Source organism: Sphingopyxis sp. 550A, from assembly GCF_053569535.1.
Genome location: NZ_JBSEEH010000002.1, coordinates 1 through 12,892, shown reverse-complemented (window position 1 = coordinate 12,892; position 12,892 = coordinate 1). Strand labels below are relative to the sequence as shown.

Genomic DNA, 12,892 nt, shown 5'->3' with positions numbered 1-12,892 from the left:
CGCCATGGCTGATCAGGAAGTCACATTCGATAGAAGCAACATCGACAAGGCCGCGGCCCAGTTGAGGCACGCCGCCGAGACGATGAATCCTGGCCCGCCGATCCGGGATCTGATCTCGGCCGGCGGCGTCGAGGCCGCTTATGCGGTGCAGGACGCCAATACGACGCACTATCTTGCCAACGGCCGCCGGCTGGTGGGCCGCAAGACCGGGCTCACGTCGAAGTCGGTGCAGAAGCAGCTCGGCGTCAACCAGCCCGACTACGGCATGCTCTATGCGGACATGGACGTGCCCGAAGGCCAGCCGATCCTGCTGACGCGCGTGGTGCAGCCCAAGGTCGAGGCGGAGATCGCTTTGGTGATCGGGCGCGACCTCGACGATCCCGACGTGACCACCGCCGAAATGCTGCGCGCGATCGAATATGTCGTGCCGGCGATCGAGATCGTCGACAGCCGCATCGCCAATTGGGATATCAAGATCTGGGACACGATCGCCGACAATGCGTCGAGCGGGGTGTACACTCTGGGGGCCGTTCCCAAGAAGCTTGACGGGCTCGACCTGCGCACCTGCGGGATGGTGATGGAGCGCCGCGGCGATCCGATCTCGGTCGGTGCGGGCGTCGCCTGCCTCGGCAGCCCGATCAGCGCGGCCTTGTGGCTTGCGCAGGTGATGGCGAAGGCCGGCCGGCCGCTCAAGGCGGGCGACGTGATCCTCAGCGGCGCGCTCGGCCCGATGGCCGGCGTCGCGGCCGGCGACGTGGTCGAGGCGCGGATCAACGGTGTCGGCACCGTCAAAGCCTTTTTCGAAGCGGGCGCCTGAAGGCGCTTTGGGAGATTTACGAATGTCGAAGATCAAATGCGCGATCATCGGTTCCGGCAACATCGGCACGGACCTGATGATCAAGATCCTCAAGGGCTCCGACAGCCTCGAGCTCGCCGTCGTGGTCGGCATCGACGAGAAGTCGGAAGGCCTGGCGATGGCGCGCGAGCGCGGCGTCGCGACCACCCATGACGGGATCGAGGGCCTCAAGAAGATGGGTTCCTATCCCGAGATCGGCGTCGTGTTCGACGCGACCTCGGCTTACGCCCACAAGGTCCATGACGAGATCCTGCGCGCCGACGGCAAGCAGATCGTCGATCTCACTCCCGCGGCGCTCGGGCCGTTCACCGTGCCGCCGGTCAATGCCGATTCGAACCTCGATGCGGTCAACGTCAACATGGTGACCTGCGGCGGCCAGGCGACGATCCCGATCGTCGCCGCAGTCGCGCGCGTCACCAAGGTCCATTATGCCGAGATCGTCGCGTCGGTCTCGTCGCGCTCGGCCGGTCCGGGCACGCGCGCCAACATCGACGAGTTCACCCGCACCACCGCCAAGGGCATCGAAGTGGTCGGCGGCGCCGAAAAGGGCCGGGCGATCATCATCCTCAACCCGGCCGAGCCGCCGATGATCATGCGCGACACGATCTTCACGCTGACCGACCAGGTCGACGAGGACAAGATCCGCCAGTCGATCCTCGACATGATCGCGACGGTGCAATCCTACGTTCCCGGCTACCGCCTCAAGCAGGAGGTCCAGTTCGAGCGCTTCGGATCGAACAACCCGGTCAAGATCCCCGGTTATGGCGAGTTCGCGGGGCTCAAGACGAGCGTCTTCCTCGAGGTCGAAGGAGCGGGCGACTATCTCCCCAAATATGCGGGCAATCTCGACATCATGACCGCGGCCGCCAAGGCCGCCGGCGAGATGCTGGCGGCCCGCATGCTCAATCGGAAGGCTGCAGCATGACGCTCTATCCCACCCAGACCAAGCTCTACATCCAGGACGTGACCTTGCGTGACGGCATGCACGCGATCCTGCACAATTATGGCACCGAAAGTGTCCGCACGATCGCCAAGGCGCTCGACGATGCCGGTGTCGACGCGATCGAAGTGTCGCATGGCGACGGGCTCAACGGCAGCTCGTTCAACTATGGCTTCGGCGCGCACACCGATTGGGAATGGATCGAGGCCGCCGCCGACGTGATCGAGAAGGCGGTGCTGACCACCTTGCTCGTGCCCGGAATCGGCACCGTCGAGGAGCTCAAGCGCGCTTATGCGCTCGGCGTGCGCTCGGTGCGCGTCGCGACGCACTGCACCGAAGCCGACGTCGGCAAGCAGCATATCGGCATCGCGCGCGATCTCGGCATGGACGTGTCGGGCTTCCTGATGATGAGCCACATGCTCGAGCCCGAGGCGCTCGCCCAGCAGGCGTTGCTGATGGAAAGCTATGGCGCGCATTGCGTCTATGTGACCGACAGCGGCGGTGCGCTCGACATGGATGGCGTCCGCGCCCGCCTGCAGGCCTATGACCGGGTGCTCAAGCCCGAGACGCAGCGCGGCATGCACGCCCACCACAATCTCTCGCTCGGCGTCGCCAACTCGATCGTTGCAGCGCAGGAAGGTGCGATCCGCATCGACGCCAGCCTCGCTGGCATGGGCGCGGGCGCCGGCAATGCGCCGCTCGAGGTGTTCATCGCCGCGATCGACCGCAAGGGCTGGAAGCACGGCTGCGATGTGATGGCGCTGATGGACGCCGCCGAGGATCTGGTCCGGCCGCTTCAGGATCGCCCAGTCCGCGTCGACCGCGAGACCCTGAGCCTGGGTTATGCGGGCGTCTATTCGTCGTTCCTGCGCCACGCCGAAAAGGCCGCCGAACAATACGGACTCGACACACGCGAAATCCTGGTCGAACTTGGCCGGCGCCGGATGGTCGGCGGACAGGAAGACATGATCGTCGACGTCGCTCTCGATATCCTGAGCGCGCGCAAGGGTGAGACCGAGCCCAAGGGGGAAATGGCCGCGTGACTTCGCTTGCTGAATATGCCGAGATTCTCGACCGTGCCGCGCACGAAGCGCATGCCACGCCTCAGATCACCCACAGCAATGACAAGCTGACCGTCGCCGACGCTTATGCGATCCAAAAGCTGTCGGTCGAGCGCCGCCTGGCGCGCGGCGAGAAGCGGATCGGCGTCAAGATGGGCCTCACCAGCCGCGCCAAGATGCAGCAGGTCGGGGTCGACGAGGTCGCCTGGGGGCGGCTCACCGACGCGATGCTGCTCGAGGAGGGTGCGGCGCTGTCGCTGTCGCGCTTCGTCCATCCGCGGATCGAGCCGGAGATCGCCTTTCTGATGAAGGCGCCGCTCGCGGGCAAGGTCACGGCGGCGCAGGCGCTCGCCTGCGTCGAGGCCGTCGCCCCAGCGATGGAAGTGATCGACAGCCGCTTCGAGAATTTCAAGTTCGCGTTGGTCGACGTGGTCGCCGACAACACCTCGTCTTCGGGCCTGGTGGTCGGCGGCTGGGGCGATCCGATGCAGGATCTCTCGAACCTCGGCGTGATCCTGGAAATCAACGGCGAGGTCGTCGAGGTCGGCTCGACTGCCGCGATCCTCGGCCATCCGTTGCGCTCGCTGGTCGCCGCCGCGCGGTTGATCGGCGAGGCGGGCGAGACGATCAACGCCGGCGACATCGTCATGGCCGGCGGCATCACGGCGGCGCCGACCCTCAAGGCCGGCCAGACCATCCGCAACACCGTCCAGAACCTGGGATCGGTCAGCATCACGGTGGAAGCATAAATGCCGATCATGGAAGTCACTTTGGTCGAGGGCCGCACGACCGAGAAGAAGGAGGCGTTCATCCTCGCGCTGACCGATGCCGCGGAGCAGTCGCTCGGCGTGCCTCGCGAGTCGATCCGCGTGATCCTGCGCGAGATCCCGGATGCGAATTTCGCGGTGGCGGGCGTGACCTTCGCCGCGCGCAAAACCAATACTTTGAAAGCGGCAAGCTGACCACGATGATCAAGCATCAAGTCCAGATCGTCGATGGCAGCCGCTTCGAATGCCCCAAGGAGGAACGGGTCCTGATCGCGATGGAGCGCTTGGGGCTGAATGACATTTTCGTCGGCTGCCGCGGCGGCGGGTGCGGCGTGTGCAAGGTGAAGGTGACCAGCGGAAATTATCGCACCGGTAAAATGAGCAGGCTACAAGTGAGCGAGGCGGAAGAGGCGGGGGGTTATGCGCTCGCCTGCAAGCTGTTCCCGCTCGACAATCTCGTCATCGAATTGCCCAACTAAAAACTTTTTGTCAGAAGACGGAAAATGCAGCCTAAGCAATCTCGACGACCGCAAGATCGGCATGTTCGATCAATAACGCGTGCCTATCCGGTTAACGCAGACACCCACTACATGTGGGGTGCGCCCAGCCACCGGAATATAGCTCGGCGTAGGTCGAGCTTTCACCTCGCCCGCAATTCCGAGGAGCGAGCGGAAGGCGTTGAACGGGTAGAACCGTCTGTTGAAGCGGAACGTGAACTCGTTGAGGTAGGCCTGCAAATGCTTTGCGCTCACGCCGTGGTGGATGCCGTTGAGCCAAGTCTTCAGGTTGCTGAAGACGAGGTGGATGATCGGCATGAACTCCTCGGCCACCTCGGGGTCGCCACATTCGGCGATTGCGTGGTGGTCATAGCCGCGTGTCCGCAGGTTGCCATAGCCGCTCCAATCGTCGGTGACGATCAGCGACCCCGGCATGACGGCACTCCCTACGAAGCCGCACAGCGAATCGGCGCTGCGGTCGGCGGCGATAGACAGCCGCACCCGACCGGCAAAGCGGCCATCCTTACGCTTGTCCTGGGCTGTACCCGGCTCCCGGTGGCGGACTTCGACGGCGGCAGCCACCAGCGTCTTATGATGAACACCCCGGCCTTCGCCGCGTGTCTTTCCACCGACATAGGTTTTCGTCCACCTCGACATGACCGTCCGTCTTGCCGCCGATCCGGTCCTGCTCGGGCCGTACCATGCCCGCGCGGAGCTTGTGCAGGATTCCGAAGGCGGTTTCGTACCGTGTCAGCCCAAGCTGCTGGAACTGAACCGCCGACATGCCTGCGTCTGGCTGGCGACCAGATAGGCTGCCCAGAACCATGTGCTCAAGGGCGTGTGGCTGCGTTCCATGACCGTGCCGACGGTCAATCCCGTCTGGCGGCGGCAAGCGCGACAGGTCAGGACGCCGGGCCGCGTAGCGATGCGGAAAGGCTCACCCACAATGCCACAATGCGGGCAGGCGAACCCGTCACCCCAGCGAATCCTTTCCAAGTAGGCGGCGCAGGCCCCATCGTCGGGAAAAAGCCGCTGAAACTCGGGGAGCGATTGCGGGAAGGGCAGATCGGTGCGGCCGAGAACGTCCATAACCCACTACCCGCTTCACGCACACAATCTATCCCTAGTGGGTGTATGCGTCAACCGGATAGGCACGCAATAACGATCGTCACGAAAAGCAGAGGAAAGTTAGGCCAATCCCGGTTCAATCAAACCGGGATTGAGTCTAAGTTCGGTTCGAAGGGTACGGAGGCTAATTTATGATCGCTTCGGTTGTGATTGTCGGCGCCAACCTTGCAGGGGGACGCGCCGCCGAAGCGCTCCGGCTCAACGGCTATGAAGGACGGATCGTCCTGATCGGGGAGGAGCGGTGGCTGCCCTATGAGCGGCCGCCGCTCTCCAAGGAATGCCTGTGGGACAGGGACCAGCTTCCCGAGAATTTCTTCCTCCACGACCAGCAATGGTATGAAGACAATAAGATAGAGCTGGAGCTCGGCGTGCGCGCCGAAGCACTGGAGCTTTCCGGCCGAGGGGTTCGGCTGGCCTCCGGCAAGGAAATCCCGGCCGATCGCATCCTGCTCGCGACCGGCGGCAAGGCGCGCTTGTTGCCGCTCGATGGTGCGACCGCCGCCAATGTCCATCATTTGCGGACCAAGGATGACGCCGACCGGCTCGCGGCAGATCTCAAGCCGGGTGCGCGTATCGTCGTCATCGGCATGGGCGTGATCGGCGCTGAGGTCGCCGCGAGCGCGCGCAAGAGCGGCTGTGAGGTCACCGCGATCGAGCCGGCGCCGGTGCCGATGATCCGCACGCTCGGTGCGCATTTTGGCGCCTGGCTCGGCCGCGAGCACGACAAGCGCGGGGTGAAGGCGCGTTACGGCATCGGCGTGACCAGGCTGTATCTTGACGGCGGCCTGGTCCGCACCGTCGAGCTCGACGATGGCACGCGCATCGATTGCGACGCGGTGGTGGTCGGGATCGGCATCGTGCCCTCGACCGAGCTTGCCGCCAACGCCGGGCTAGCGATCGGCAACGGCATCGTCGTCGATCGCCAGGGGCGCACCAGCCATGAGGCGGTGTTCGCGGCGGGCGACGTCGCCGACCAGCCCAATTTCTTCGGCGGCCGGGTGCGGCTCGAAACCTATCAGAATGCCGCCGATCAGGGCATGGCCGCGGCGCAGGCGATGATCGGCCGCGAGGTCGATTATCTGAAGCCCTGCTGGTTCTGGTCCGACCAATATGACATCAACATCCAGGTCTCCGGCCGGATCGACGACAGCCTGCCGGTGGTGATGCGCGGCGAGCTCGACAGCAGCCAGTTCACCGCTTTCTTCCTCGACGGCAACGTCGTCGCCGGCGTGCTGACCGCAAATCGCGCGGTCGACATGGGCGTCGGCAAGAGGATGGTCGAGCGTCGGCTCGAGGTCGACCCGGGTCAGCTCGGCGACGCCTCGATTCCGCTCCGCGAGTTCTTGAAGCCCAAGGCGCGGGCGGCATAGGCCTGCGGTGAAACCCTCTCCCGTACGGAAGAGGGTGGGCGCCTTGGACGCCCCCTCAGATCAGCCTATCCCGCCGCCTGCCACGTACAGCGTCTGGCCGGTGATGTAGGACGCCTCGGGCGAGGCGAAAAAGCAGATCGCGGCGGCCAATTCTTCCGGCGCCGCGAAGCGCTTCATCAAGGTGTCGCGCAACGTCTGCTCGCCGACTTCGCCGAAACCCTTGATGTCGGCCTCGGTCGGCGGCTTGGGATTGCGCGGCGTGACCCGCTCGACATTGACTCCGCCGGGAGCGACGCAATTGACCCGGATCGGCCGGTCGTCGAGGTCGAACGACAGCGCCTGGGTAAGCGCCGACACTCCGCCTTTGGCCGCGGCATAGGGGACCCGGTTGATGCCGCGCGTTGCGACCGGGCCGATGTTTACGATCGCGCCGCTGTTCGCTTCGAGCATCAGCGGCAGCACGGCATGGCAGCACCACATTGTCGGCCATAAGGAGCGCTGGATCTCGGCCTCTCAGGCGCGCCGTATGAAGGATCTGGAGAAGGAGAATCTGCGGCTTGGCCGGGCGATATCCAACCTGACGCTGGATAAGCTCATTCTCCAGGAGGCCGCCCGGGGAAACTTCTGAGCCCCGCGCGGCGACGGCGCTGTATCGACCAGCTGTGGCGAGAGCTACCGGTGTCCGAACGACGGATTTGCCAGGTGCTCGGACAGCATCGGTCGACCCATCGCAAGGTAGCGCGCGGGGCGGACGACAAGCAGGCGCTGACCGAGGACATCATCGCTTTGGCCAAGCAATATGGTCGCTATGGCTATCGACGTGTCACCGCCCTGCTGCGCGACGCGGGGTGGACAGTGAACCGCAAGCGGGTCGAGCGGATCTGGCGACGCGAGGGGCTCAAGGTGCCGCAGCGGCAGCCGAAGCGCGGGCGGCTGTGGCTCAACGATGGCTCCTGTATCAGGCTCCGGCCGGAATATCCGGGCCATGTGTGGGCCTATGACTTCGTTCAGGGCCGCACTCACGACGGGCGCAAGTTCCGGATCCTGACCATTATCGATGGGGCCAGCCGGGAATGCCTGGCGCTCATCGTCGCCAGGAAGCTACGTCACGAGGACGTGCTGGCCGCGTTGGCCGAGTTGTTCGTCATGCGCGGGCCTCCGGCACACATCAGGTCCGCTAATGGTCCTGAATTTATCGCTACGGCCGTCCAGAAGTGGCTCGGCAAGATCGGCGTGAAGACGCTCTACATCGCGCCGGGATCACCTTGGGAGAATGGCTACAATGAGAGCTTCAACGGGTCGCTGCGCGACGAGCTGCTCAACGGCGAGATCTTCTATCCTCCGAGCGCTCCCAGCTGATATAACCTTCATGCGAGCCGGGAATCAGCGCCAACCACTCATCCCGGGCCTTGCGACGACTCCTCGTCCGCAGGGCGGCGCCATCATATCCAGCTACAACGTGGGTTTTACCATAGGCATACAGGATCGCCTTGCGCTCAAGATGCTGGGGACCGATCTTCTCACAGATCATCGCTCTTCTCCTCCCGTGCCGCGCAGGGGGCGCCGGTGGCGTGGTCGAGCAGTAGACGCACGATCAGGGGCATCAACTTCAGCCCGCGAAGGCCGTTCTTCGCCCCTACGTCGGCGAACAGCTTGTCGAGTTCCCGCGCGATGTAGGGCACGTGCGCGAAACGCGCACCGCCCTTGGCGGTGTCGACGGTGCGGTCCTGGCCAGCCCATTCGTAGAGGTCTTGGAAGAGATGCTTATGCAGGGCACGGTAGCCGTCGGCCGTTGCCGGAAAGGTCAGGCGCGCGGCTTCCGCGCCGCGCGCCTGAGTAAGTCGCCGCTCGGCCTCTGTGAGCGTCTTATCATCGGTGATCCCAAGCCGGTTCCGAAGCGTGTCGGTGCCGGGATAGGTATAAGGCCCAGTCGGCCCCAAGCTGCGATTTTGGCCAAGTCGGAGAACGTTTTGGGAACGTGGCATTCGGTATTGACGATGGAAATCATAGAAGAGGACAGTTCGCTCCATCATAGGGAGTGGGTTGATGGATCGGAGTATTCCGGGCGGGGATTTGATCGGACGATGGAGCCTGAGCTTTGCCGATATTGATTTTGTAAATTCGAAGCCGGCCCTGACGCGCCTTGGCCTCGCCGCGCAGCTGAAATTCTTCGCTTCCCTGGGGTTTTTCGCGATCGATCCCGGCTCAATCCCTACCGATGGCCTCTCGTATCTGGCCGAGCAACTCGGTGTCGAGGCTGGCGAGATAGCCGGTTATGACTTTTCCAGTCGGACAGCACGACGGCATTGTGCGGAGATCCTGATCCATCTTGGATATCACCGCATGAAGCGGGTGGATCGCGCGCAATTGACGGAATGGATTGCTGGCGAGCTGTGCCCGGGCGGCCAGTCGATCAATGCCATGCTTGAGCATGTTTTCCTGTGGTGCCGGGACCGGCGTATTTATGGGCCGTCGCGCAAGGAGCTTGAACGTGTCGTTCGCTCACAACGGCAAGATTATCTGGACACCTGGCTGATCGGAGCCAGTGATCGGCTTTCGTCAGATGCGGTGGCGTTATTGGAAGCCTCGCTTGCCGATCCGGACAGCTCGACCGGATTCAACAGGATGAAGGGTGACGCCGGACAGGCAACGCTCGACAACATTCTCGACGTGACCGAGAAACTCGCCTTTATCCAGAGACTTGATCTTCCCCATGATCTCCTGACGGCTACGGGCAAGCCATGGGTCGATCAGATTGTTCGCCGCGTTGCCGGTGAAAAGGCCTCGGAGATGCGCCGGCATGCGCCGGCGCGACAGCTCGGCCTTTATGCGATTTATCTAATGTCGCGGGAGGCGCAACTCACTGACGCGATGATCGACCTGCTGATCGAAACCGTTCACAAGATCGGAACGCGCTCGAAACGCAAGGTGGTGGGCGATATCGCGAAAGACATCGAGCGGGTCTATGGAAAGGAGCGCCTGCTGGTCGAGATCGCCAGCGCCTCGATCAATGAACCATCGGGGCGCATCTGCGATGTCATTTTCCCGATCGCCGGTAAGGCCAAGCTGGCGGCGATCGTCAAGGAGAGCCATGCGAAGGGCGCTCTGGACCGGCGCATCTACAAGGTGATGCGTGGTTCCTGGGCCAATCATTACCGGCGCATGCTGCCAAGCCTGCTTTCCGTACTTGAGTTCCGGTCGAACAACGCGGTGTGGCGGCCGGTCCTGGCGGCCCTCGACTGGATCAGGAGCAAGGTGGATGGCGGATGCCGCTTCGTGCCATTGCAGGATGTTCCGATCGATGAGGTGATTCCAGCGCGATGGCGCAGTTCCGTCATTGATGACGATGGGCGGGTAAACCGGATCAGCTATGAGCTTTGCGTCCTGACGCAACTGCGCGACCGCATCCGCTCCAAAGAAATCTGGGTGGTCGGGGCGGATCGCTATCGCAATCCCGATGACGATCTTCCCAAGGACTTCGAGATCAGGCGAGATGCGTACTATTCCGGCCTCAGCCTGACGCCAGATGCGCAGGCGTTTTGCGCCTCGATCCGGGAGGAGCTTGAACGGGAACTGTTGCTCCTCAATGCCAATATTCCACAAAACGACAAGGTCCGGCTCCTGTGGCGCGGCGACAACCGGATATCGATTACACCGTTCAAGCCCTTGCCCGAACCGAAGGGTCTCGCTTCGATCAAAAGCGAGATCGGTCAGCGCTGGCCGATGACCGGACTGCTGGACGTGTTGAAAGAGGCTGCTCTGGACACGGGATTGATGGATGCTTTCGAAACGTCGGCCTCGCGGGTTACCCTGTCGAAAGCAGCCTTGGCTCAGCGTCTTTTGCTGTGTCTCTATGGCTTGGGCACGAACGCCGGGCTCAAGCGGGTCGCTGGCGCAACACCCGATGTCAGTTACGAGGAATTGCTGCATGTCCATCGCCGTTTCATCCACGCGCCAGCGCTGAGGGAGGCGTGCGCGCGGGTAGCAAACGCGACACTGGCAATCCGCAATGCCGCAGTATGGGGAGATGCGGGCACGGCATGCGCGTCCGATTCAACGAAGTTCGGCGCGTGGGACCGCAACCTGATGACGGAATGGCACGCCCGCTATGGCGGCCGTGGCGTCATGATCTACTGGCATGTGGAGAAGCGCGCGACCTGCGTTTATTCCCAGCTCAAGCGGTGCTCTTCCTCGGAGGTCGCCTCCATGATCGAAGGCGTGCTACGCCATTGCACCGACATGGAAATCCAGCGCCAGTACGTCGATAGCCACGGCCAGAGCGCAGTCGGCTTTGCGTTCTGCCGACTCCTTGGATTTGAGCTTGCCCCGCGGCTGAAAGCAGTGGCACGCCAGAAACTGGCCCTTCCCCAAGCCGGCATGCGCACGCGGCTTTCCAATTTACTGCCGATCCTCTCCAGCCCGATCGACTGGGACGAAATGGTCAAATATGCCGCTGCCATGCAATCGCGCACCGCCGATCCGGAAGCGATCCTGCTCCGGTTTGCCAGAGCCGAAGTGATGCACCCGACCTACAAGGCGCTGAGTGAACTCGGCCGCGCGGTCAAAACAATCTTCCTATGCCGGTATTTGCGTCAGGAGGCATTCCGCCGCGAGATCCACGAAGGGCTGAATGTGGTTGAGAACTGGAACGGCGCTAATGGTTTCGTGTTCTTCGGCAAGGGCGGCGAGATCGCCACCAACCGCATCCATGAGCAGGAAATCTCCGTTCTGGCGCTACACCTCCTGCAAGCGTCGCTGGTGTATGTGAACACCCGCATGCTTCAGACCGTACTGGTTGAGCCGAAGTGGGCGGGGCGGATGACGCCGGAAGATTATCGTGGTCTCACGCCGTTGATCTACAGTCATGTGAACCCTTATGGCCGCTTCGACCTCGACCTGAACGACCGGATTGATTTTGGACGGCTTGCAGCGTGAGGCGGCTGATCGGCCTATAACATTTGGGTACACCCCAGAGTGATAGGGCCGAGTGACACCATTCGTCTGTCACAAAAGGGTGGGTTTGCGCTCAATGTGACGATACACTGCAAGAGCCACCCTAATGTGACGGATTTTGCACTTGGCTCGTATCGGATATGCCCGCGTCAGCACCACGGACCAGGATCTGGATATCCAGATTGGCCGCCTCAAGAATGCAGGTTGCGAAATTATCCGTTCCGAGACCGGATCGGGGGCCTCGCGGAGCGGGCGCACGGAACTGGAAACGATCATGCAGTTTATGCACACCGGCGACGAGCTGGTCGTGCTGCGGCTCGACCGGCTCGGCCGCTCCACGCGCGATGTCCTGAACCTGGTGCATGAGCTTGATGAAAAGGGAGCTTCGCTGCGCATCCTTGAGCCAGAGGTGACGACGGCGGGCGACATGGGGCGAATGGTCATCACCATACTCGGCATGGTCGCCGATATGGAGCTGAAGTTCATCAAGGATCGTCAGCGCGCCGGGATCGAAGCGGCGCGCGCCGAAGGCGTTTACAAAGGCCGGAAGAAGAACGTCGATGACGATGAAATCCGCCGTCGCCTTGCCGCCGGCGCCAGCAAGGCCCGCGTTGCCCGCGACCTGAAGGTCTCACGAATGACCGTCTATCGGGCGCTCGACATTATTCCGTCACAGACCAAACTGCCGGAAAAGCCGCCCACTGCCAGCATCGCCCTGCATCTGATTATCGAGAACTTCAACAAGCGTGGAAGAGGTAGAAAACCCGCTCGGGAGCGGATTGAGGCGATGCTGGAACGCGACTACGCCATGGTAAAAAACGGCAATTGTGATTACAAACTGACCGTCGCCTATGACCCCGATCCGGATGGCATTTCCCTTGATGAGGAAATCCAAAGCCTCCTCTCCGAGATGTTCAACATCGCAGAGAGCTACAATTGCTCCATGGAAGCCGATATCTACGAGGTCGGTGGTCAGCAACGGTCCTGGTAGAATCAATCAAGCGTTCAGTGTTCGTTCTTCAACCTGGCCAAAATCGCAGCTTCGGGCCGACTGGGCCTATAACGCGCTCGTCACGCCAACTTGCGGTAGTGGCGCAGATAGTCGGGATATTCGATCCCGCGTGCTTTCAAGAGATTAATCGTCGCCTCTTCGACCAGGGCGGCAACGGACGTTTGTTCGCGCTCAGCAAGGTTTTTGATCTCTGCCGCCAGCTCGGGTTTCACCGACGCTGCGAGATTGCGCGTGTTCGCGCGGCTCGGCCGACGCCGGGGCAAGGGAACCGGGAGAAGGGGGTCTTCCTGTCTTTTCGGGCGAGCCAT

Annotated in this window: 12 protein-coding genes and 2 pseudogenes; 10 read left to right on the top strand and 4 right to left on the bottom strand. The window is 62.6% G+C overall.

The window, feature by feature from the left end; genetic code table 11:
- Positions 1–4 precede the first annotated feature (4 nt).
- The 6 genes from ACVENA_RS22685 to ACVENA_RS22660 are packed head-to-tail and all read left to right on the top strand — an operon-like array spanning position 5 to position 4,103.
- Positions 5–817 carry a 2-keto-4-pentenoate hydratase gene (locus tag ACVENA_RS22685; RefSeq protein ID WP_208634577.1) on the top strand — a complete coding sequence of 271 codons (813 nt, stop codon included), beginning with the start codon at positions 5–7 and terminating at the stop codon, positions 815–817.
- Between the two features lie 22 nt (positions 818–839).
- Positions 840–1,781, top strand: coding sequence for an acetaldehyde dehydrogenase (acetylating) (locus ACVENA_RS22680; RefSeq protein ID WP_208634576.1), 942 nt, complete (start codon positions 840–842; stop codon positions 1,779–1,781).
- A complete protein-coding gene (gene dmpG / locus ACVENA_RS22675; RefSeq protein ID WP_208634575.1) occupies positions 1,778–2,839 on the top strand; it encodes a 4-hydroxy-2-oxovalerate aldolase in 1,062 nt (353 codons plus the stop codon). The genes ACVENA_RS22680 and dmpG overlap by 4 nt, the downstream gene beginning before the upstream one ends.
- The gene (locus ACVENA_RS22670; protein WP_208634574.1) at positions 2,836–3,606 is read left to right on the top strand and encodes a 2-keto-4-pentenoate hydratase; all 771 of its coding nucleotides are present in this window, start codon (positions 2,836–2,838) and stop codon (positions 3,604–3,606) included. The genes dmpG and ACVENA_RS22670 overlap by 4 nt, the downstream gene beginning before the upstream one ends.
- Positions 3,607–3,819, top strand: coding sequence for a tautomerase family protein (locus tag ACVENA_RS22665; protein ID WP_208634573.1), 213 nt, complete (start codon positions 3,607–3,609; stop codon positions 3,817–3,819).
- Between the two features lie 5 nt (positions 3,820–3,824).
- A complete protein-coding gene (locus ACVENA_RS22660) occupies positions 3,825–4,103 on the top strand; it encodes a 2Fe-2S iron-sulfur cluster binding domain-containing protein (RefSeq protein ID WP_185210324.1) in 279 nt (92 codons plus the stop codon).
- Positions 4,104–4,194: 91 nt separating this feature from the next.
- Here ACVENA_RS22660 and ACVENA_RS22655 read toward each other — a convergent pair.
- Positions 4,195–5,210: pseudogene (locus tag ACVENA_RS22655) on the bottom strand (IS1595 family transposase).
- Between the two features lie 170 nt (positions 5,211–5,380).
- Here ACVENA_RS22655 and ACVENA_RS22650 point away from each other — a divergent pair.
- Complete coding sequence (locus ACVENA_RS22650) at positions 5,381–6,619, top strand: NAD(P)/FAD-dependent oxidoreductase (protein ID WP_226870539.1); 1,239 nt, start codon at positions 5,381–5,383, stop codon at positions 6,617–6,619.
- Positions 6,620–6,679: 60 nt separating this feature from the next.
- Here the strand turns inward: ACVENA_RS22650 and ACVENA_RS22645 are convergent, their stop codons facing one another.
- The gene (locus ACVENA_RS22645; RefSeq protein WP_244858180.1) at positions 6,680–7,069 is read right to left on the bottom strand and encodes an SDR family oxidoreductase; all 390 of its coding nucleotides are present in this window, start codon (positions 7,067–7,069) and stop codon (positions 6,680–6,682) included.
- A gap of 52 nt (positions 7,070–7,121) precedes the next feature.
- Between ACVENA_RS22645 and ACVENA_RS22640 the strand changes: the two are divergent.
- Positions 7,122–7,957 (top strand): annotated as a pseudogene (locus ACVENA_RS22640) (IS3 family transposase); the annotation flags it as partial.
- A gap of 182 nt (positions 7,958–8,139) precedes the next feature.
- Here ACVENA_RS22640 and ACVENA_RS22635 read toward each other — a convergent pair.
- Positions 8,140–8,559 carry a Fic/DOC family protein gene (locus ACVENA_RS22635; RefSeq protein ID WP_449328993.1) on the bottom strand — a complete coding sequence of 140 codons (420 nt, stop codon included), beginning with the start codon at positions 8,557–8,559 and terminating at the stop codon, positions 8,140–8,142.
- A 106-nt stretch (positions 8,560–8,665) separates the two neighbouring features.
- Between ACVENA_RS22635 and ACVENA_RS22630 the strand changes: the two genes are divergently transcribed.
- Positions 8,666–11,554 (top strand): Tn3 family transposase, encoded by a 2,889-nt coding sequence (locus tag ACVENA_RS22630; protein ID WP_212599284.1) that lies wholly within the window; start codon positions 8,666–8,668, stop codon positions 11,552–11,554.
- A 142-nt stretch (positions 11,555–11,696) separates the two neighbouring features.
- Positions 11,697–12,563 (top strand): recombinase family protein, encoded by an 867-nt coding sequence (locus tag ACVENA_RS22625; RefSeq protein WP_006953933.1) that lies wholly within the window; start codon positions 11,697–11,699, stop codon positions 12,561–12,563.
- Between the two features lie 80 nt (positions 12,564–12,643).
- Here the strand turns inward: ACVENA_RS22625 and ACVENA_RS22620 are convergent, their stop codons facing one another.
- A complete protein-coding gene (locus tag ACVENA_RS22620; RefSeq protein ID WP_006949649.1) occupies positions 12,644–12,796 on the bottom strand; it encodes a hypothetical protein in 153 nt (50 codons plus the stop codon).
- Between the last annotated feature and the right edge of the window lie 96 nt (positions 12,797–12,892).

Excerpts from the sequence above, each read along its gene's own strand:
- ACVENA_RS22660 (WP_185210324.1), top strand. The coding sequence starts at position 3,825 with ATGATCAAGCATCAAGTCCAGATCGTCGATGGCAGCCGCTTCGAATGC.
- ACVENA_RS22665 (WP_208634573.1), top strand. The coding sequence starts at position 3,607 with ATGCCGATCATGGAAGTCACTTTGGTCGAGGGCCGCACGACCGAGAAG.
- ACVENA_RS22680 (WP_208634576.1), top strand. The coding sequence starts at position 840 with ATGTCGAAGATCAAATGCGCGATCATCGGTTCCGGCAACATCGGCACG.
- ACVENA_RS22630 (WP_212599284.1), top strand. The coding sequence starts at position 8,666 with ATGGATCGGAGTATTCCGGGCGGGGATTTGATCGGACGATGGAGCCTG.
- ACVENA_RS22685 (WP_208634577.1), top strand. The coding sequence starts at position 5 with ATGGCTGATCAGGAAGTCACATTCGATAGAAGCAACATCGACAAGGCC.
- ACVENA_RS22650 (WP_226870539.1), top strand. The coding sequence starts at position 5,381 with ATGATCGCTTCGGTTGTGATTGTCGGCGCCAACCTTGCAGGGGGACGC.
- dmpG (WP_208634575.1), top strand. The coding sequence starts at position 1,778 with ATGACGCTCTATCCCACCCAGACCAAGCTCTACATCCAGGACGTGACC.
- ACVENA_RS22645 (WP_244858180.1), bottom strand. The coding sequence starts at position 7,069 with ATGCTCGAAGCGAACAGCGGCGCGATCGTAAACATCGGCCCGGTCGCA.